Here is a 21,112-nt window from a genome sequence, read left to right on the forward strand (position 1 = left end):
GGCAATAACCTTGGCGAAACCATTAGTTATGATGTGATGGGTAATATTACCAGTTTAACCCGTGATAACTTTAGTACCAACAACTATACGGGTTACGATGGGAACAGGTTGACAGCCATTAGTGGTTTTACCAACGGTACCTATAGCTACGATGCTAATGGTAACCAAAAAACCAATACGGCTAGGGGGATTACCAACATTGATTATAATTACCTTAACCTGCCTGTTTCGGTTACTGGTCCGAATGTTAACTATACTTATACTGCCGCTGGCCAGAAACTCCAAAAACAAGCGGGTGGTGCTACGACTAATTATATAGCTGGTATTCAGTACACCAATAGCAGTATCGATTTCATCCAAACCGAAGAAGGCTTGGCCCGTAGAAATGGTAGCAATTACAGTTACGAATATAACCTGAGCGATCATTTGGGGAATGTTAGGGTTACTTTTTACCAGAATCCTAATACCAATCAACTGGAAGTATTGCAACGTGATGATTATTATGCTTTTGGGTTGAGAAAAGAGCCGGTTGCAAAAGCGGGGCTTAACAAGTACCTTTATAATGGCAAGGAGTTGCAAGAGGAGTTAGGACAATATGATTATGGCGCGAGGTTCTATGATCCGGTAATTGGGCGTTTTAATACCATTGACCCAATGTCGGAAATATCAAGAAGGTACAGCCCATATAGTTATGGGATGAATAACCCGGTACGTTTTATAGATGTTGACGGAATGTATGCGGATGACCCGCCATGGAAAAAGCTACTGGACTTTTTGGGTATCGGCACCCAGTCACCTAGAACAGAAGAGGAGGTTATCCAAAAGGCCGAGGGCCAAAAAAGGCTGAGCGGGCTTGATGCCAGAAATAAACAGATAGAGAAAAACCTTGATAAACTGGACTATATCCCAGGTCTTGGCTCTGCCATGAAAATCTCTAAGGGAACGGTAGAAAAAGATAATACAACTGTTGTTGCGGGATTAGGAATGGGAATGCTGGATATTGCAGGCGGAAAGGTTGCAGGTAAAGTGGTCGAAACGGCAGGTCCTGTGCTAAGAGAAATTCTCCAAAAAGAAGGTGGGCAAGTAGTAGCAAAATTATTTAATAGTGTAGATGGCCTTTTAGAAAACGTGGCTCTTTCTTCAACAAAAAAAGGAGCGACGCAAGGTTTCATTAAAGGAGATGGAGAGGCAATATTTAAGACGCTTTCAAAAGGAGGAAAACAGTTGGGAAGTGGGGCTGTGGAATTATCTAACGGTACTACTTTATTTAATCATTATTCTACAAAAACAGGGCAATATACCCTAGATATAAACAAAGGCGGAGAAATTTTTAAAATCAGAATTAATCCATGAAAGAATATCAGCAATTAATTGATATGTACTCATTAAAAGGGTATGATATGTATTCTAAGTCGATTTCCCGTTCTGAATGGGGTGACCTACAAAAAGGGGAAGAATACCTTGGTAAGTACTGGCTCACAAGCGAAGAATATGAAAGTAAATGGGAAATAGTCCTGAAGAGCATTTTCATTAACCGAAATACGGCATTGCCAAATCTGGTTTTTTCTAAAAATTTTGACCTTCTAGTTTTAGAAGGTGGATGTCTATTTGTTGAGGAAGATTTTAAAAAATTACAAGAGTGCATTTTAAATGTAGGAGATGAATTTCTTTTTATAATAGAAAATGATTTCGGCGGACGTTTGAAAGAGCCAACATTTCGGATGCGGTTTCCTTCCGATATTAATTGGCAGGAACTTAATAGTGGGAATTTTGTGTCTTCAACTTTATTAGAGTCTATACATAAAGAATTTTTTGTCTTTGGAGAAAGTGGCGTGTGGGGTAAATATTCTGCTAATGATTATGATTTCCCCCTTGATATTGTTGGTTTTAAGGAGAGTTATAAAGAATTGTTTACAAAGGTTTTTGAACAATCCGAACATGAGCTAAATAATGTAAAAAAACATCTGCCACAAGAATATATATGTCACCTTAAGTCCCTATAAGGCGGTAGGCTTATAGCTTGATAAATTGTAATTCAAGTGCTCACTTGGACTTAAAATAAATCAAAGCCTAGCAGAAATGCTGGGCTTATATGAGGGGTCATTGAAAAAAATGGAAAATATCATTACGGTGGGTTAACCATGATTGATCCAGCAACATGCCAACCATCTGAACAAACAAAATTATATACCGAAGTCTATGGGGCAGGTAATTTTGAAGGGGCTCTTGCAGCGGATGCTGCACATGAAATAATTCATTCTGTAGCTAAACCAAAGACCAATATGACGACGGAACATTAACAGGTGGGAGTATTACATTAGCTAATAACTCAAGTGACGTTTTTACTAATGAAACAGGTTCAGTTTTTAGTACAAGGCAAACTATGGGGAACTTATTGGATTATCAGTAAATGGAGCATTGCTTGGTGGATTTGGAGGAGGGATGGTAACAGATGCAACTGGGAAAAATACTGCATATTTTACGTTTAACGGTAATCTTGGTTTTGGAGGTGGAATCGGAATTGATGTTGGTGCTATCAAGCCATCAGGAGGTAATCAGTTTCTTGTAGGTGATTTTGCAGGAAGTGGGGGTAGTTATAATGTAAGTATAAATACTCCCCTTAGGAGGTGTAGGAGTTGGAGGGACAGCAGAAACAGGATTACTCATTACCAATAAAGGCTGGGCTAGGCAATATAAAACTATTTATTATGCGCCTGGCCTTGCTTCACCCTCTGCATCACATGGTGTTTTTTTTATCTTTTCATCATCCTATAAAAACTTACATGTTTTTTCTGATTGGAATGGGTTATCAAAAGGAGTATCTGGTTCTTATGACTTTGTGGCTGTAGGAGGTGGACTTGGCCCAAACTATTCAGTTTTTAGTATTGGAGTAAGTTTAGCACCACAATCACTTAATTTTATGAAAAAAACTAAAGGAGCTGGAGCTTTAAATGTTGGAGTTACCACCTTTTTTGGGTCACCATATAGGCTTTCTACATGAGATGATGCCGGTCAAAGGTACCGTAATACAATGGCAGCTTTTTTATATATTAATTCTTTCATCCCAGTTCAATATGAAACACGATTTACTCCTGGAGGTACACAGGCGAATTAGAACAATTGAGTTAAGTAATTACAATGATGGTCTATGCCGATCTCAAATCTTTTGTCTATATTTAGAGACTGAAATTATTGGTATGCTCTCCATTCTTTTTAACAATTTTACCCCAAAACCCCTGTTGTTGCTGATTCTTGGTGCTGGATTAATGCATCTTTCATGGACTTACCGACAACAAGAGAGTAAAAAAAAGTCTCATTCAACAATTTCTTATAAAATAATTCCCTCGATCCAAAATACATGGGGTTATGAAATCTATATTGATAGTAAGAAAGTAATATTACAACGTAACATTCCGGGATTACCCGGTAGTTTGGGATTCAAAACTAAAGCAAGTAGTAAAAAAATTGCCGAAATCGTGGTTAGAAAACTTAAAGAAGGGGTAATGCCTCCAAAAGTTACCTCAGAAGAATTGGAAAAAGCCAACGTTCTATAAATTAATGCACTTATGTTTACCTTACCGGTTAAAGCTTTAAAAATATTTTTACTGTTTATTTTCTTATTGAGTATTGCAGAAAATGTTTATGCAAAAGGGAATATCGATTTTCCCTTAATCCCCGCGAAAACGTTTGGCAATGCCGATTTTAATCCCGGAGCTTCTAGTTCTTTCGGTTCGATTACCTATAGTAGCGACAATAGTGCCTTTGCCACAATTGTTAATAATAAAGTCCATATAGTTGGTGCCGGAACGGTTAATATCAAGGCTACTGACGACAGTGGAGCCTCCATAACCAGGGTGTTGATTATCAATAAGGCGAAACAAGTAATCGATTTTCCTGCACCTGGTGTGGGTACCTTAGATTCATCACATGTTGCCTTGAAGGCCAAAAGCTCATCCAAGCTTACCATTACGTATAAACTTACCCTCGATGCAGGTTCGTATTTCAGCGTTATTGATGGTTATTTATACTATAATTCGGTAGGATCTACGCTTATTACCGCTAGTCAGGCCGGTAATGAAAATTATGAACCGGCAGTTGATGTGACACAATCTTTTACTGTAACCAAATCGTGGACTAAAAGGGCCGAGCACGGTGGCCTGGTAAGGTCTAACGCTGCTGTTTTTTCAATTGGAAAGAAAATTTACATGGTTGGTGGCAAAACCAAAAATGATGTGCTTCTTAAAGACAATTGGGAGTATGATCCGGTAAGCGATACCTGGGCACAAAAGGCCGATCTGCCAGGTAAAGCCCGTTGGGGAGCATCAGCTTTTACCATCAAAAACAAAGGATATGTTGTGGCCGGAGGCGGTAGGTTTTATGGGGGAACCAATTTGAAAGATGTTTGGCAGTACGATGCAGACCAAAACACCTGGGTACAAAAAAAAGATCTTGAAGGTGTGGCACGTGAATTTGCCTTTAGTTTCGTAATCAATGGCAAGGGTTATATCGGTTGCGGTAATTCCATCAAGTTTTATGGCGAGAACGATATGTGGGCCTATACGCCCGAAACGGATAGCTGGGAAAAGAAAGCGGATTTTGTAAACACGGGCTATGTGCCAGGTGCGTTTAGCATCGGCAACAATGGTTATGTTGGTACTTACGACTATAAAACAGGCTTTGATGCCTTTTATATGTATGATGCCCTTACAGATCAATGGCATCGGAAACTGGACATTAAAAACCAAAATGATCAAAAGTTTTACAGGGGAAGTTCTTCTATTGTGGGTGGAACAAGTTTGAATAATAAAGGTTATTTTTTTTCTAATACCGCCGAGGTTTCCTATTATCCATGTATTACCGTATTGGAATACGATCCACTTTCTGATACTTTTATTAGCCGTCCGGAAAATTCAAAAATAACGGAAACTTATATGATGTTTGTGGCGGCTGATAATAAAGCTTATGTAATTGGTGGGTCTGATTCGTTTAACGTTACTACCAATGCAAAAGAAACATGGGAATTCGATCCCAAAACCGTTAATGTCCCAAAGTACATTATGTTTAATGCGCTGCCTGAGAAGGTTTATGGAGATGCCGACTTTTCTCCAGCGGCAACAATCAGTAATGGGGGCACTATTGGATATAAGAGTAATGATACAACCATTGCGGTAATTTTAAATGGCAAAATACACATCAAAAAGGCTGGGGTAGTAGGGATAATTGCTTACCAAACCAACGCCAATTACCTTACTTCTGCTCCGGTAATGCAGCAATTGGTGATCAATAAAAGTCCACAGCAGATCACAATGCCTGCATTGCCCATTAAACAGTTTTTAGATATAGATTTCGACCCCGGATCGTCAAGCTCATCCGGTTTAAAGGTTAACTACAGCAGTAGTGATACCAGTATCGTTAAGATTGTGGATGGCAAACTCAGTATTTTAGGAACGGGTACCGTAACCATTACCTCTTTGCAGACCGGAAACGAGAATTATTTAGCTGCCAGCACTGTTTCATTACCGCTAACAATTATTAAATCGGCACAGGTTATTACTTTTGGACCAATAGCTGCAGCACAATATAAGAACCTGGGTTTTTCACTTCAGGCCAGTTCCACTTCTAAACTACCCATTACCTACTCCGTTAATGACCCATCGTTGGCTACCATCATTGGTGGTCAGGTACAGATCAAAAAGGCTGGTGAATTAATCATTAAGGCAAGTCAACCTGGAAATGCAAACTTTTTCGCTGCCGAACCGGTTAGTCAGAAATTGATCATTTATCCGAATGATATTCCCGATAGTGCGTGGGTGGCGAAAGCTACATCGCCGATTGGTAACGGTGGGGTGGCCTTTACGTTGGAGGATAAGATTTATGCAAGTAATGGTGGCAGCCAGAGCCCGAATTTATACGAGTACAATCCAAAAACCAATGTATGGAAGATTCTTGCTGAATTGTCTAGTACCGGCAACCGTGAGTACGGTGTTGGCTTTGGTGTAAATGGATTAGCCTACGTAGGAACCGGTTTTGAGAATTATGCACGACCATATAGGTTAATGGATTTTAGGGTTTATTCGCCGCAAACCAATAGGCTTACCATTTCTTACGATTTTCCCGGATTGGGGAGGCAAGGTGCAATTGCTTTTAGTATAGGTGGTAAAGCTTATGTTGGCTTAGGGTATATGACCAATCTTCAGTTCAGTAACGAATTATACGAATTTGATTCTGAGAAGAAAAGCTGGACAAGGAAAGCCGATTTTCCGGGGGTGAGCAGGTACGAGGCTGTTGCTTTTACGATTGGGAATAAAGGTTATGTGGGTACTGGTTGGGATGGTACCTCCTATAAGAACGATTTTTGGGAGTATGATCCAGCAACAGATAAATGGACACAAAAGGCCGATTTTAAGGGCGGGGCAAGATCAGGGGCAGCTGGATTTTCTATTGCAGGTAAAGGATACATTGGAACCGGACGTGGCATCCAGATTATCGGAAAAGATTTTTATGAATATAACCCAGTTACCGATCGTTGGAAAAGAATGCCCGATTACAGTGGGGGCGATCGTACCAATGCCGCTGGCACTTCGATAAACAACCTGGGCTATTTAGGAGGAGGCGGGAAGCTTAGTCCGCAGGTTGATTTTTGGGCCTTTAACCCTGCCGAGGTGAAAAAAGAATATCAGAGTATCTTATTCCCTACCCTCAGTCAGAAAACAATCTGTGATACGGATTTTGACGTGAATGTAAAGGCAACATCAGGATTGAAGGTTACCCTACTCAGTAGTGATACCACAGTGGCAACCATTGTTGATGGCAATAAAATACACTTAAAGAAGGCTGGGCAAACCATAATTTCTGCATCCCAATCGGGTGATGAAGATTATTATAGCGCTATAGTGGTCAATAATCCACTTACGGTATCCAGTTCAGTATCAACAACAGTTGTTATCAGTGCCAAGCCCAATTCGAATATCATGATTGGCGATGCCGTTATCATCACCGCAACCGTAGCTAATGCCGGCAATATCACCCCGGTTTATCAATGGTTAAAAAATGGTAATGTTGTTGGAACGAACTCGAATATTTACACTGATGCGGGTTTGAAAAATGACGATGTGGTTTTATGCCAGCTCAGTAATGTGCCATTATGCGGTAACCTTAAACTGGAAAGCAACAGCATAAAATTTAAAGTTGTGGCGCCAATGCCTGTAATTACTTCTTTTACCCCAAAAATTGCAACATCGGGGGCTACTATCGAGATTACCGGTGGAGGCTTTTTATCGGCAAGTGATGTAAGCTTTGGAAACATTAAAGCGGCATCTTATGTGGTAAATTCATCCACAAAAATTACAGCGGTAATAGGTGAAGGAAACTCGGGCAATGTTACAGTTGGTACTATAGGGGGTACCGCAATTTTAGAAGGCTTTACTTTTGTACCAACGCCGGTTTTAACAGCCAGCGGAAATACAACTTTTATAAGGGGCGGAAATGTAACTTTGACTTCAAGTACCGGCGTAGGATATACATATGAATGGTACCGTGATGGTAATCTGATCCAAGGTGCTACCGAAAGCAGTTACAGTGCTGCTGTTTCGGGTAATTATCAGGTATTGGTAAAAATAGGTGCCTTTAAAGCATTTTCAAATGCCATTAAAGTAGAGGCTGTTTTTATGCTGCCTTCCAGCAATTTTAAGATCTCATCCACGGCGGTTACCTGTAAAGGGAATTCAAATGGATCGATTCAGATTTCGGCAGAAAAAAAATTAAATTATGTTGCCACAGTTAAGGCGGGTGCAAATACCACCCAGTATAATTTTACCGATCTTTTAAATATAAATAACCTCACTGCTGGGGCCTACAGTATATGTATTAGTATAAATGAAGAGCCGGGTTATCAACAATGTTTTGATATAATTATAACTGAACCTAAAGATCTGGCCCTTTTTGCAACGGTGAATCTGCAAAATTTTACTCTCGATTTAGTCTCTACCGGGGCAAAAAGCTATCAGGTAGATTTAAATGGTAAAAAATATACCTCGGATGGACAGCTGACTTTAGCCTTATCTCCCGGAATAAATAACTTGTCATTGAGTTCCGATATTGCATGTCAAGGTACCCTTAATAGAACCTTTAATATTAGTGATGGTGTTAAAATCTTCCCCAACCCATTCGATAATGTACTAAATGTGGCCGTAGCAAATGATGGTTCGCCAACTGTGAATGTTAAACTCTACAGTATGGCCGGAATACTGGTATACCAGCATCTGTATCAGATAGGTGAAAATATTGCACTTAATCTTCAGAATATAGCAGCCGGCGTTTATATATTAAAGGTAGCAACAGCAAAAAATACAATAGTAACTAAAGTAATTAAAAAATAGATGAAGAAAATCATCATGATACTTTTTGTAACGGTCATTATCGGTTGTGGAAAAGATAAAGAGCCAATAGTAGAGGAACCTGCAGCAGCTAAGACAATGTTGTTTAAACCGGCTCAGTATGAGTTATGTACTTCAGGTGTAATTATTTCTGATAGCCAGAGTGTTGTTACATTCGAATGGGTTGCTGCTGCAAATGCAGATGGATATGAACTTGTGGTTAAGAATTTAGAATCGGGCTCGGTAAACAGCTATTTTACCCAAAATTTGAGGTTTGATGTAAAATTGCAGAGAAATACTCCTTATTCTTGGTCTGTTGATTCAAAATCTGATAAAAATCCCCAGACCACCAAAAGCGATGTCTGGAAATTTTTTAACGCAGGTGTAGGAATCAGCTCATATGCCCCATATCCTGCAGACCTTTTATCTCCTAGCTTTGGTGAAACAGTAAATGCCGTTGACGGTAAGCTATCTTTATTATGGAAAGGAAGTGATCCCGACAATGATATTTTGAATTATAGCATTTATTTAGGTAAAAGTACTTCGCCGATACTTTTAAAAGCCGATTTAACCGATACCGTTTTAAAAGATATTTCAGTATCCATTAATACCGTTTATTACTGGAAAGTAATTACAAAAGACAATAGAGGAAATACTTCCGATTCGGGTTTATTTTCATTTAAAGTTAAATAATTGGAAAAACCAGAAAGCATTGGCCCCATCTCAACAAAAACGAATAATCATTAACATGATGTTTTATAACTCATTATATTGCATTTAAAAATTGGTGGCATGGGGTTAATTCAATTGGTTTATCCAATATAGGTTTCGATTGCTATGAAATCTTTCTTGTCGGGTGAATCAAGCCGAGATTTATAGATGCGTTCGAAATCTTTCCTTTCCATTTTTTTGTGCTGCTTCCCAGACGAATGTATCCATCACCAGTCCTAAAGCCGAATGATTTTTCACTTTGAGCCATGAAAAAATCTTTTTTGAAGAGATAAGGTCGTTCCGTGTTACCATATATCGTGAAATAGGTAAGCTGATGATTCTGGTACGAAAACGAACGATATTGAAATTGATGTTTGGCTCGATGTAGCTATTGAGAAACTGCTGATAATCTGCTTCACTGATTAGTTCGTCAATGGCAATAAAGTTTTCGGCGGTCCCGCCACTCTCAGCGATGTCAATGATGATGTATTTGTCCTCATCTGCCTGTCCGTTGGCCATCGCAGATATGTCTTTTAAGAACTCTCCTTTATGTTTTGTGCTTCCTAGACCATATCCAAAAGATAAACGAATACGCTCATTTGGAGGTAGTATCCCATATTTCTACAAGTTATTATCAAACACGTTTTCAGAAGAAACGAATATTCTTGATTCAATCCTGATATAAATATATTTTATGGGATCAGCTATATTAATGTTACATTAAATTATTATGTTTGATTGTGTAAACAAATAAAATATAAAGCTTAGAATGAAAGGCAAGGGTGTAAACGCACTGGTAGGGGAAAATTTGTTGCTGCAGGAAGCTTCTTTTGGCTGTCGCATTGCTTTTACAAAGCTCTATGTTTTTTATCTTCCAAAATTGTATCAATATGTTTGCCCATTTGTTCATTATTCAAAAGAGGATACTGAAGAGATTCTTCACGATATGTTTATGAAAATATGGGAAAGGAAGGAAGATTTGTCAACAATAAAATCTTTCAATAGCTATTTGTACACCATGGCCAGGAACAAATTGGTTAATGTGCACGAGCATAGCAAGGTTAGACAAAAAGCTATTGATTATATTTTTCATCACCGCGATCTCGTCGCAAATAATACTGATGACAATTTCATTTATGCTCAATATAACGAAATTATTCAACGCGCTATAAATGCACTTCCACCCAAGCGCAAACATGTCTTTGAAATGAGTATTCGGGAAGAACTTTCCCAGGATGAAATTGCGGCAAGATTGAACATTTCCAAATCAATGGTTAAAAAGCAACTGTATGCCGCTACAAAATATTTAAAAGAGTACCTTAAAATTCATGCAGATCTCACTGCATTTATTGCTGTTTGTATTACTACCAAAATTTTACATTAATTTTTTTGTCCAGGGGTGTCCAATCCCCAGCTCTTCCTGTCTTACTATTAAATCGGATTATAATCATGAATTTGGAGGAAGTAAAGCAGTTATTAGAGTTAAGCTTATCAGGGAACTTTACAAAGCAACAGCAAGATGCTTTAGCGGAGTTGCTTGATCGCGCCGATAGATCTGAATTACTTATAGTTTTGTATTGGTGGGAGGAAATGCTGGAACAAAGAAATGATCATTCAGTTGTAGATGCTGGATTAATTTCAAGAATCGAGGATGGTTTAAATCATATTGAAAGGCCTGTAATCCCATTTCCAATAAAAGAACCAAAGTCTTATAAGAAGAGTTTTAAGATGGCATGGGCAATTGCTGCTTCTTTATTTTTGATTTTGTCGGCAGGTTTATTTTACTATTACACCAGTAGCAATAGGCCATTTGATAAGCAGGTAAGGCGGAGTCTGGTTTTAAATGATATTAAACCTGGGGGAAATAAGGCGATATTAATACTTAGTGATGGAACAAAAGTAAACCTCAATGATGTACATACTGGAGGGGTTGTTGCCAATCAAGAAGGGATTAAAATTATCAAGAAACAGGATGGCCAGTTGGTTTACAATATGGTGGGTAGTAGCGAACTGAATAAGCCCGGGCTGTATAATACTATACAGACGCCTTTAGGAGGGCAGTATCGGGTAAATCTTCCTGATGGAACAAGTGTGTGGCTAAATGCAGGATCTTCGTTAAGATACCCAGTGAATTTTGATAGTGGTGAAAGAAGGGTAGAACTAATCGGTGAAGGTTATTTTGAGGTGGCTAGGGATACTGAGAAACCATTTAGGGTACAAACCAGAGGACAGATTGTTGAAGTTCTGGGTACGCATTTTAATATCAATAGCTATGAAGAGGAAGCTCTTACGAAGACCTCCTTATTGGAGGGAAGTGTAAGGGTTCGCTCATTAATTAATAAAAGAACGGTTGTTTTACTTCCCGGACAGCAATCACAGTTTAATGAATATACTTTAAAGGTTAAAAATGTCGATGTGAATGAGGTTGCAGCTTGGAAAGACGGCTTTTTTGTTTTTAATGATGAAAGTGCCGAAACGGTAATGCGTAAAATAGCGCGTTGGTATGATCTGGAAGTGATTTATGAGAATAACATTAGTAATATAGATTTTGCGGGTTCAGTAACACGCTATAAAAATGTTTCTGAAATTATTAAAACACTGGAATTAACTGGTCTGGTGCATTTTAAACTAGATGGGCGAAAGCTCACCGTATTTGCGAATTGATATCTTCCTATGAAAACTAAATAAATAATCAAATCAACAAACTAAACTAAATCATATGAAGAGATAACAACGCACCACTTAAAGGTTATCTGGATAAAAAACCGGGAGATGTCGCAACCACCTCCGCGGTCGATTTTGTCTGGACCTAAACCAAATGAATTTTCTAAGAACATTTATTATCAATCCAAACTAAACAAAAGTATGAATAAAAATATTCATTGCTGGCCGCGCTATGAAAATAGTCGGCTGTATAATAAAAAACAGATCATCATGCGCGTAAAATTGACCGTTGTGATAATGATTGCTGCATTTTTACAGGTCAGTGCAAATGGATTTGCCCAAAATATCACATTAGCTGAAAAAAATGCCTCAGTAGAACAGCTTTTAATTAAAATTAAAAAGCAAAGTGGATATACATTTTTATATAGTCCGCGGCTAATAAAACAAACCAAGCCAGTTTCACTTACTGTAACAAATGAACCTTTAATTTCTGTACTGGAAAAGTGCTTTGAGGGCCAGCCGCTAACATTCGTGGTTAATCAGAACACCATAGTTGTAAGAAAACGTGAAGAGGAATCTCCATTGGGTGGCATTCAGTTCAAACTTATCAAAGGAAGAGTCGTTGATATTAAGGGCTTACCTTTACCTGGGGTAACAGTTAGAGTAAAGGACAAAAATACAACGAAAATTAGCGATTCAAATGGAGAATTCAGCATAGATGCTGAAGACGGTGACGTACTGATTTTAACTTACATTGGCTATAAAAGAAAAGAAGTATCTGTAAAAGGGTCACAAAATTTAAAAATTGTTCTGGAAGGGGACGAATCAGATCTGACTGATGTGGTTGTTATTGGTTATGGCAAACAAGATAAGCACAATAATCCAAGTTCTATTAGTCACGTTGATGGAGAAAAATTACAAAACAGACCAAGTGGTTCTATCGAAAGCTTACTGCAAGGTCTTGCTCCAGGATTAATCGTTCAAAACAATTCCGGTCAACCGGGTGGACGAAGCAATATCTCTATAAGGGGATTGTCAGATTTTTCTAGTTCAGCGAATTCAAATGTAGTAAGTACACCCTTATTTATTATTGATGGGGTACCATTAGATCAGGATTCTTTCAATCCTTCAAATCCCAGACAAGCTATTTCAAGTGTTTTAGGGGGGGTAAACCCGTTTGATGTTGAGAGCGTAGATGTATTAAAAGATGCGGCTGCAACAGCAATCTATGGTTCAAGGGGGGCAAATGGAGTAATTATCATCACCACAAAACGTGGAAAGGCAGGTAAGCCTGTTGTAACTTTAAACACACAATTTGGGGGTAGCACACCGCCTCAGCTTAGAGCTACGTATGGCGGAGCAGCAGAGCGAAATTTTAAATTATACTTATTTAATTCCTATCAAAGTTCGAAAGTAGGTGGTGGAACTTCCAGCCCACCAATTGAATTAACAGACAGTTTAAACAGCTTCTACAACAATTCTACCAACTGGCAAGAGCTCTATTTTAGAAATGCAACATTGTATAACATTAACCTTGGCATTAGTGGCGCAACCGAAAATGCCAGTTACCGTTTAGGTGCGGATTATTATAATGAAAAAGGTGTTGTGTTAAATTCTGGTTACAAACGTTATTCATTAACATATCAAGGCATTTTCAACCCAACCAAAAAACTAACTTTTACAGGTAGGGTAAATGTTAATCAGCAGGATGCAGGTCAGCGTCGTGGAGATACATTCAATGCTGCAGTAGTTGGGAATAACTTTTCTTCTTCATTTGCTCCTGGACCTAATTCAGGTTACTATGATGCGTTTTTACAGTCTTACAACAAAGGTGTGAATATTGATCTAACCAGAAATCTCTCAGCGCAGTTAGAAGGAAGTTTCGATGTAACTGATTATCTTAATGTATCTTCCAGAGGTTCAGCTCGCTATCAGTTCTATCGTACAAGAAATTTCAACCCTTCGGCAGCAAATTTAAACGGTAAAGCATCAGCCTCATATTATTCGCAGGAAACCCTGGATTTGTTAAGTGAAACCAATATCAGATTACACCATACTTTTGCAAATGCACATACCTTTGATTTCTTGGTTGGTAATACAATTAACACAAACACTAACGATAATATTTTTGGTGCTGGGGTGAATGGACCAAACGATGCTCAGCAAGTTATTCAAGGTTATTCCCAATCAGATATTACTTTACAGACAAATAATATCACTTACGGACTATTATCTTATTACTCAAGGCTCTCTTACGATTTTAAAAAGAAATATATTTTTCAGGGAGTAATTAGGAGAGATGGTTCATCCAAATTTGGTAAAGATAAACAGTGGGGGTCTTTTCTGTCGGCCTCTGCAGCATGGGTTTTTACCAAAGAAAATTTCTTTGCAAATCATGTGGGTAGCTGGTTTAACTTCGGTAAGTTAAGAGCTAGTATTGGAACTGCGGGACAGCAATATCAGGATAACTACTTGGCTTTAGGTGCATATAACACCGGGGCGGGTAGCGGTGCTCTCGGAACCTATAATGGATCGCCAATATTGGCACCAAATTATTCAGGGGCAAATGGTTTGCAAATTCCTGATTTAACTTGGCAAACCTCAAAAGACTACGGTGTAGGTTTAGATTTGGAGTTTTTTAATAGCAGGTTAACTGCAACTTTTGATTATTATCATAAAGCAAAAGACGGATTCTTGTTTACAACTCCTTTAAATAGCACAAGTGGATATACTCAAAAGAGTGTTAATAGCGGGGCGGTATTGAATACAGGTTTTGAAGCTGGCATTACAGGCTATTTGACAGCACCTGCGAAGAGGTTGCAATACAGCATGACATTAATCGCCACAACAAATAAAAATCAATTAACCAAACTTCCAGATTTTGGAAGAAGTATTTCCAGATCAGGTTATGCCATTGGGCAGCCATATTTACAAATTGGTAAGCCATTAAATGGTTTTTATCTATTGAAATATCTTGGTGTCTTTCCTGATGAGGCGTCTGTGCCAATTAATCCTTATACAGGTGCTAAATTGCGGCCAGTAGGTCCTTTTGCATCTCAGGATCCCTATCATGCAGGAGATATATATTTGCTTGATGTAGATGGAGATGGCAGAATTGATGGGTCTGGAAATAGTGATCGGGTTTACATGGGAGACCCTAATCCCAAGGTTACCGGAAGTTTTTCAAATACGATTTCTTTTCGTCTAAAAAATAACTCATCATTTCAATTTAGCTTCCTGTTAAATTACTCAATAGGGAACAAAGTATATAATAAAGTGCTGGCAGATCGAATTCAGTCGGTAAGCTGGACAGCCAGTAATAATGTAAATTATCCCGGGGGGCAACGCAATTTGCTAGATGTTTCCAATTTAGATGTATGGACCCCAACTCATACCAATGCGAAATACCCCGTGTTAAACCCTTGGCGTTATTATCTATTCTCAAGCTATGATTTTATTGGTAATTATGAAACCAATACCTCGTTGTTTTTAGAGGATGGAAGCTTTGTAAGGTTGAGCAATGTAACATTTGGATACGATTTTTCACCTAAGTTTTTGCAAAAAGCTAAAATTAGAAGATTACGTGTTTTTGGTGGATTGGAGAACGTTTTCCTTATAACAAAGTATTCTGGCGTTGACCCAGAAAACGTAGATAATTTTGGCTACGATATTGGTAATGGATACCCTGTGCCAAAGAAATTTAATTTAGGTTTCAATTTTGAATTTTAATCTCATGAAAAAAAATAAATTAACTAAAATAGCAAGCCTATTTTTAATATGCGGTTTACTTCTCTTTTCGTGTCAAAAAGTACTCAATCCCGATGTGGTGCAAGTGCCTACGGCTGATAACGCAATTCAAACCGCGGCCGATGTGGATAAAGCTATTGCTGCTGCGTATTCGTTTTTACGCGTAGTGGTGCCAGATAAAGTGTTTTTATTTAGTGATGTGCGCGCAAATACATTCGAAAGCTATAGTCAGTCTAGCAACACCAGGCCGGAAACTTTAATTGCGACCAATACCATTGCACCGCTATTAAATAATGGTGGTGGAGATTGGAGCGGATTTTATAGAGTTATCGCACAATGTAATCTAGTGTTGGAGAAGATACCTACAATTCAAAATTATGATGAGACTGCTAGACGCCGGAGTTTGGGTGAGGCATGCTTTTTAAGAGGATTGAGCTATTTTTATCTTACTCGCCTTTGGGGAGATGTTCCAGTTAACCTTAGCGCGGTGAATATTGATAATATTGCAAGGATGCCACAGACGCAGGTTTTTGATCAGATAAAAAAGGATTTAGATGTAGCAATTGCCAATCTGGCACCCTCATATTCTGTTGGAGATCGGGCAGTGAGGGCAACCAAAGGTGCAGCTTGGGCAATAAAAGCCCATGTTTTGGCTTGGGTTCAAGATTATCCTGGTGCAGAAAAACTTTGCGATAGTGTTATTAACAATGGACAGTATAGCCTTGTTACCGATACCTCCCAATTGTTAAAAATATTTATCGGAAAATCTCAAGAAGGTATTTTTGAATTAAATTTTGATGCTACATTAAAAGAAGTGCAAAAAAATAAAGTATACAATCGTACTTTAGGAAGACCATGGTACACCGATCAGTCTGACGGCGGCGGCGGAACAGAAAAGTTTCTGCTATGCCCACCTCCAGCATTGTTAACACAAATGTTTCCAGCTAATGCAAAAGATGGACGTAAATCTACGTGGTTAACTAATTCGGTTAAAAACTTTGATCCTTCCCGTCCTTACTTAGGCAAGTACAGAACTTTACAGGTTCAAGGTGATACCTCCTCTCAAAATATCAATGAATCAAACATTATCATTACCCGCTTGGCCGATATTATGTTGCTAAGGGCAGAGGCTTTAGCAAGTACACAAGTAAATAGACCTGGAGATGCTATAATCTGGTTAAATAAGGTAAGGGCAAGAGCAAAGGCAAGGGAATATACAAGTGGAGGCAGTCTTCAGGATACCATTTTGCTTGAGCGTAGAAAAGAGTTGCTAGGCGAGGGACAAACATTTTTTGACTACGTTAGAACCAGAAAACTTGCGGCTTATTCCAAGATAACTCAGGCAGATTGGTATACGAAAGGTGCATGGCTGCTGCCAATCAATCAGACGATAATATCCCAAAGTGGATATGTAATCACCCAAAATACCTTCTGGCAGTAATTGTTAAATTTTATTTAAAATTAGTATGAAAAATTATATATCAAAAACGAAATTCATAATTGCTATTGGCATTTTATGTTTCGCAATTGCTTCATGCCAAAAGAAAGATTATTTTAATGATGGTGGAATATCAAGGCAATCAGATCTTGAAAAAAATATGTCCACCTATGATTTTTTGGCGAGCAGACAAAATCATATGTTCGATTCATTAGTTAAAATCATCAACCTGACAAATGGGAAAGCACTTGTGAATCAATCTAATATTACATTTTATGCGTGTCCGAATTCAGCAGTGATGAGGTTTCAACGTAGGTTCTTACCTTCCGATAAGCAGGCACCCAGGCCATTGAGTAAAATTGGTGTAGACACTTTAACTATGTTATTGAAGAGATTTATTCTAGTGAATGATCAGGTTTCTTTAGACCGCGCTGTTTCCGATAAGAATAAGGCTTATAAAGACTATAACACAGATAGTTTAATTATTTACGGTGTTAGTGGTATTACCAATCCAGGTAGTTCGGTGAGAACTAGTGCAGATTATATGATTTATGAGCATCGAAAAATAAAACTTAAAGATTCTATCAATTATACAGCCGGTATGCAAACCCATAATTTAGTGACCGCAAATGCCATTTTACATGTTTTAGGTGATGGTGCGAATTTTGGTGGGGGGTTAAAACTGAAATATTTTAGAATTAACGATAATTAATAGAAAATTATTATGAGAAGAATTTATTTGAGTTCTTGTTTGCTATTTGTAATAGGAATAGCACTACTTATAGGATGTAAGAAGGACGAAAAGATTGGATTTATTAGTCCGGCAATAGCATATACTACGAAAACTTTAACTGTGGTTACCGGACGGGGAATCATTATGTCGGCAGCTTTAGCTTTAGATGAATCCACTAAACCAATAGAAGCTAGTATCCTCTCTATTCATGATGAAAATGGTAAAGAATTTACCGAGTTAATGAATTATAAAGTGGATACCTATTATTGGACTGGTACACCTACTGGTTTAGAGACCTCGTTGGATCAAATTAATAAGATCAGGGTTCCTATTAAAAGGCCTGCAATAGATATTAATCCAACCAATGGTCAAATTATTATTTATGCCGAAGCAAAGGATGCTACTATTTTTCCTCAGGGGCGTTATATTTTTGATATAAAAGTTAAAAATAGTGGTGGCGAGCTTGTCATTAAGAATGCATTAACAATAAATACAACACCTGCGGGACCTTATTCTTATGCCTTTTCGGGAGTGGATGGCATAAGTGGCCTTGATGTTAAAATTGAAAAAACTTCAGCTTCAACTGGCCCTACTAAGCTCATTGTTAAAACGTTAAAAATGGATGGCACCCCAATAGACCCTAAAACACTTTTAGGTTATGATTATGGTACAGCAGCAAATCCAAACTTAAAGGATTGGCATAATTTAGGTCTTCAGAAAATAGATAAGTATACAGAGTTTTCTGACCGTTTGGAGATTGAAACACCTGGAGTTCCTATACCGGTTATTGGTGGTTTACCAACGGGTAATGGAATTCCGGTCTGGTCTGAACGAATAGATATGTACAACAACAGCAGTGCTATCGGAAAATACTTTAATTATTGGTTCGATTTTGCGATTTACGAACCTGGAACCTGGAATATTACGATTCAACTAAAGTATTAACGCTCATTTTTTGTTTAGTATTAGTTTGCCCATCGATAATCGGTGGGCATTTTTTTTCTGGCAGAATCATGGAAAACTTGCTGTGGAACTGAAGCAGATGCCAGGATTATTATCTTAGCTCGGGTGGTTATGGTACCACCGCCTTAATGAATATATCTCCTAACAGTGATGAATAGACTGATGGAAAATATCCAAAAGTTCAGTGATTTTAAGCAATGGGTCGATCAGTTACATCAACAAAATCCAGCCTTATTAAAAAAACAAAATCTTTATCGCCATGCAGAGGTACAACTCCAGGTATGCAGCTAATAAACTAAACAACGGCGGTTATAACAGCTATTTTCTGCCAATGAGGTGACAATTACTGCAACAATTGAAATCGAACTGGGGTAAAATAAAAAAATGATGGATTCGTTGCTGTGCAAATGCTGATTTCTAGGTTTATAATCGTACTTTTAGTTAAGTGTATAACTGATTATTTGGTAGATGGAGGTTGAGCGCTAAAGAATATTCTGTAAAATATAAATATGGCACAAGATTCTTTGCGAAATAAGAGAAATGTCATTAAAACAGCTCTTTTTTAAATAAATTGTCAATTATAAATGGCATCTAAATTAATAATTATATATTTGCAGCCTCGAATGTACATCATTATTTAATTGATTATTAAACTAAGCTGTACGTTATTTTTGATAGAGCCATAGGAATAAGGCTTTTTTTAATTTTGAAGACAACCTAAACAACCTGAATGCTTAATTTAGTACTCTTTGGCCCTCCGGGGGCGGGTAAAGGCACCCAATCTGAAAAGCTGATTGCAAAATATCAGTTGGTACACGTTTCAACAGGCGATCTTTTTAGAGCACACGTTAAAGGCGAAACCGAATTAGGAAAAAAAGTAAGTCAGTTGCTGGCAGATGGAGAATTGGTTCCGGATGCAATTACAATTGCCATGCTTGAAGAAGAGGTGGATAAAAATCCTGATGCAAAAGGATTTGTATTTGACGGATTTCCACGGACTGTTCCACAAGCAAAAGAGCTTGATTTATTTTTAGAGCGTAAAGGAAGCAAAATTGCAGGTGTTATTGCTTTAGATGTTGATCAGGATGAATTGACCAAGCGTATAGCTGAGCGCCACAAAGTAAGCGGCAGGCCGGATGATGACGCTGAAAAACTAAAAAAACGGATTTCAGAATATTTCGATAAAACCATCCATGTTTTGCCTTACTATGAAGAACAAGGTAAGCTAAGTAAGGTGAATGGTATTGGTGAAATTGAAACGATTTACAGCAATCTTTGCGAGGTGATCGATCAGTTCAGCAGCGGTATCGAAGTAAAATAAATAGCTGCAAAGCAAATCAAAGTGCCGGATTATTTTTCCGGTGCTGCAGTATAAAAAACATAAGAAGAGTTATAATGTTAAAACGTTATAACTCTTTAATTTTAACGGAACTGTTATTGCAACGTTAAAACATTAAAACTTTCAACAATAATAATATGTCACAGGGTTCAAATTTCGTAGATTATGTAAAAATCTGTTGCCGTTCTGGTAAAGGCGGTGCAGGTTCGGCACATTTACATCGTGATATTTTAACGTCTATGGGTGGTCCTGATGGCGGTGATGGTGGCCGTGGCGGTCACATTATCGTTAAAGGAAGTATCCATATCTGGACATTGTTACACCTTAAATACCGCAAGCATATTATTGCCGAAGATGGTGGTGCTGGTGGCAGTTCGCATAAATTTGGTAAACAAGGCAAAGACGAAATATTAGAAGTACCCCTTGGCACTATTGCGCGTGATGCAGAAACAGGAGAGATACTTTTTGAAATAACTAAAGACGGCGAAACCAAAATTTTAACGGCTGGTGGTCGTGGAGGATTGGGTAACGCACACTTTAAAAGTGCAACACAGCAAACACCGCGTTTTGCACAACCGGGCGAGCAAGGCCAGGAGCTTTGGAACATCCTGGAATTGAAAGTTTTGGCCGATGTTGGTTTAGTAGGCTTCCCAAATGCAGGTAAATCTACTTTACTTTCAGTAGTTTCGGCAGCGAAGCCCGAAATAGCAGATTATCCTTTTACTACCATCGTACCCAATTTGGGCATTGTAAGTTATAGAGGAGGCAAATCATTTGTAATGGCCGATATTCCGGGCATTATTGAAGGTGCTTCGAAAGGTAAAGGCCTAGGCTACCGTTTTTTACGTCACATTGAACGTAATTCGGTGTTGCTTTTTATGGTGCCGGCCGATACCAGTCGCTCGATAAAAGAGGAATACGCAATTCTGAAACGAGAGCTGGAATCGTATAACCCTGAATTAATGCAAAAGCCCCATGTACTGGCCATAACCAAATCGGATATGCTGGATGAGGAACTGATGACAGAAATGAAACAGGATTTACCTAAAATACCATCTATTTTTATTTCTTCTGTAGCAGAAAAGAATATCCTTGAACTAAAAGATATGCTTTGGAAAGCCATTGAAGGCTAACCACCACTT

15 protein-coding genes are annotated in these 21,112 nt (G+C 38.3%); 14 read left to right on the plus strand and 1 reads right to left on the minus strand.

What is annotated here, in order from left to right:
* From DBR40_RS05405 to DBR40_RS05425, 6 genes are all read left to right on the plus strand, one after another.
* Nucleotides 1-1,353, plus strand: a 1,353-nt coding sequence (locus DBR40_RS05405; protein WP_148090173.1) for an RHS repeat domain-containing protein, incomplete at its 5' end; no start/stop codon positions are given.
* A complete protein-coding gene (locus tag DBR40_RS05410) occupies nt 1,350-2,003 on the plus strand; it encodes a hypothetical protein (protein ID WP_124558740.1) in 654 nt (217 codons plus the stop codon). The genes DBR40_RS05405 and DBR40_RS05410, both read left to right, overlap by 4 nt.
* A 138-nt stretch (nt 2,004-2,141) precedes the next feature.
* Complete coding sequence (locus DBR40_RS26645; protein WP_158673991.1) at nt 2,142-2,300, plus strand: hypothetical protein; 159 nt, start codon at nt 2,142-2,144, stop codon at nt 2,298-2,300.
* A 774-nt stretch (nt 2,301-3,074) separates the two neighbouring features.
* Nucleotides 3,075-3,554 (plus strand): DUF4907 domain-containing protein, encoded by a 480-nt coding sequence (locus DBR40_RS05415; protein ID WP_158673992.1) that lies wholly within the window; start codon nt 3,075-3,077, stop codon nt 3,552-3,554.
* 12 nt (nt 3,555-3,566) lie between these two features.
* Nucleotides 3,567-8,378: a kelch repeat-containing protein gene (locus DBR40_RS05420; RefSeq protein ID WP_124558742.1), complete on the plus strand. Its 4,812-nt coding sequence runs from the start codon at nt 3,567-3,569 to the stop codon at nt 8,376-8,378.
* Nucleotides 8,379-9,068 (plus strand): hypothetical protein, encoded by a 690-nt coding sequence (locus tag DBR40_RS05425; protein WP_124558743.1) that lies wholly within the window; start codon nt 8,379-8,381, stop codon nt 9,066-9,068.
* 180 nt (nt 9,069-9,248) lie between these two features.
* Here the strand turns inward: DBR40_RS05425 and DBR40_RS05430 are convergent, their stop codons facing one another.
* Nucleotides 9,249-9,605: a hypothetical protein gene (locus DBR40_RS05430; protein WP_124558744.1), complete on the minus strand. Its 357-nt coding sequence runs from the start codon at nt 9,603-9,605 to the stop codon at nt 9,249-9,251.
* A gap of 250 nt (nt 9,606-9,855) precedes the next feature.
* Here DBR40_RS05430 and DBR40_RS05435 point away from each other — a divergent pair, with 250 nt between their 5' ends.
* The 8 genes from DBR40_RS05435 to obgE all read left to right on the plus strand — a co-directional run bounded on the left by DBR40_RS05435 (nt 9,856) and on the right by obgE (nt 21,103).
* Nucleotides 9,856-10,470, plus strand: coding sequence for an RNA polymerase sigma-70 factor (locus tag DBR40_RS05435; protein ID WP_124558745.1), 615 nt, complete (start codon nt 9,856-9,858; stop codon nt 10,468-10,470).
* Between the two features lie 65 nt (nt 10,471-10,535).
* Nucleotides 10,536-11,750 (plus strand): FecR family protein, encoded by a 1,215-nt coding sequence (locus tag DBR40_RS05440; RefSeq protein ID WP_124558746.1) that lies wholly within the window; start codon nt 10,536-10,538, stop codon nt 11,748-11,750.
* A 201-nt stretch (nt 11,751-11,951) separates the two neighbouring features.
* Nucleotides 11,952-15,479, plus strand: coding sequence for a SusC/RagA family TonB-linked outer membrane protein (locus tag DBR40_RS05445; protein WP_158673993.1), 3,528 nt, complete (start codon nt 11,952-11,954; stop codon nt 15,477-15,479).
* A gap of 4 nt (nt 15,480-15,483) precedes the next feature.
* Entirely contained in the window at nt 15,484-16,938 is a 1,455-nt protein-coding gene (locus DBR40_RS05450) for a RagB/SusD family nutrient uptake outer membrane protein (RefSeq protein ID WP_124558748.1), read from the plus strand.
* Between the two features lie 25 nt (nt 16,939-16,963).
* Nucleotides 16,964-17,647 carry a hypothetical protein gene (locus tag DBR40_RS05455; RefSeq protein ID WP_124558749.1) on the plus strand — a complete coding sequence of 228 codons (684 nt, stop codon included), beginning with the start codon at nt 16,964-16,966 and terminating at the stop codon, nt 17,645-17,647.
* A gap of 12 nt (nt 17,648-17,659) precedes the next feature.
* A complete protein-coding gene (locus tag DBR40_RS05460) occupies nt 17,660-18,613 on the plus strand; it encodes a DUF5007 domain-containing protein (RefSeq protein ID WP_124558750.1) in 954 nt (317 codons plus the stop codon).
* A 748-nt stretch (nt 18,614-19,361) separates the two neighbouring features.
* On the plus strand, nt 19,362-19,952 hold the full coding sequence (locus DBR40_RS05465) for an adenylate kinase (protein WP_124558751.1): 591 nt from the start codon (nt 19,362-19,364) through the stop codon (nt 19,950-19,952).
* A gap of 155 nt (nt 19,953-20,107) precedes the next feature.
* Nucleotides 20,108-21,103: a GTPase ObgE gene (gene obgE, locus DBR40_RS05470; protein ID WP_124558752.1), complete on the plus strand. Its 996-nt coding sequence runs from the start codon at nt 20,108-20,110 to the stop codon at nt 21,101-21,103.
* Nucleotides 21,104-21,112: the final 9 nt, after the last annotated feature.

The sequence above is a fragment of the Pedobacter sp. KBW01 genome (assembly GCF_003852395.1).
GTDB lineage: Bacteria > Bacteroidota > Bacteroidia > Sphingobacteriales > Sphingobacteriaceae > Pedobacter.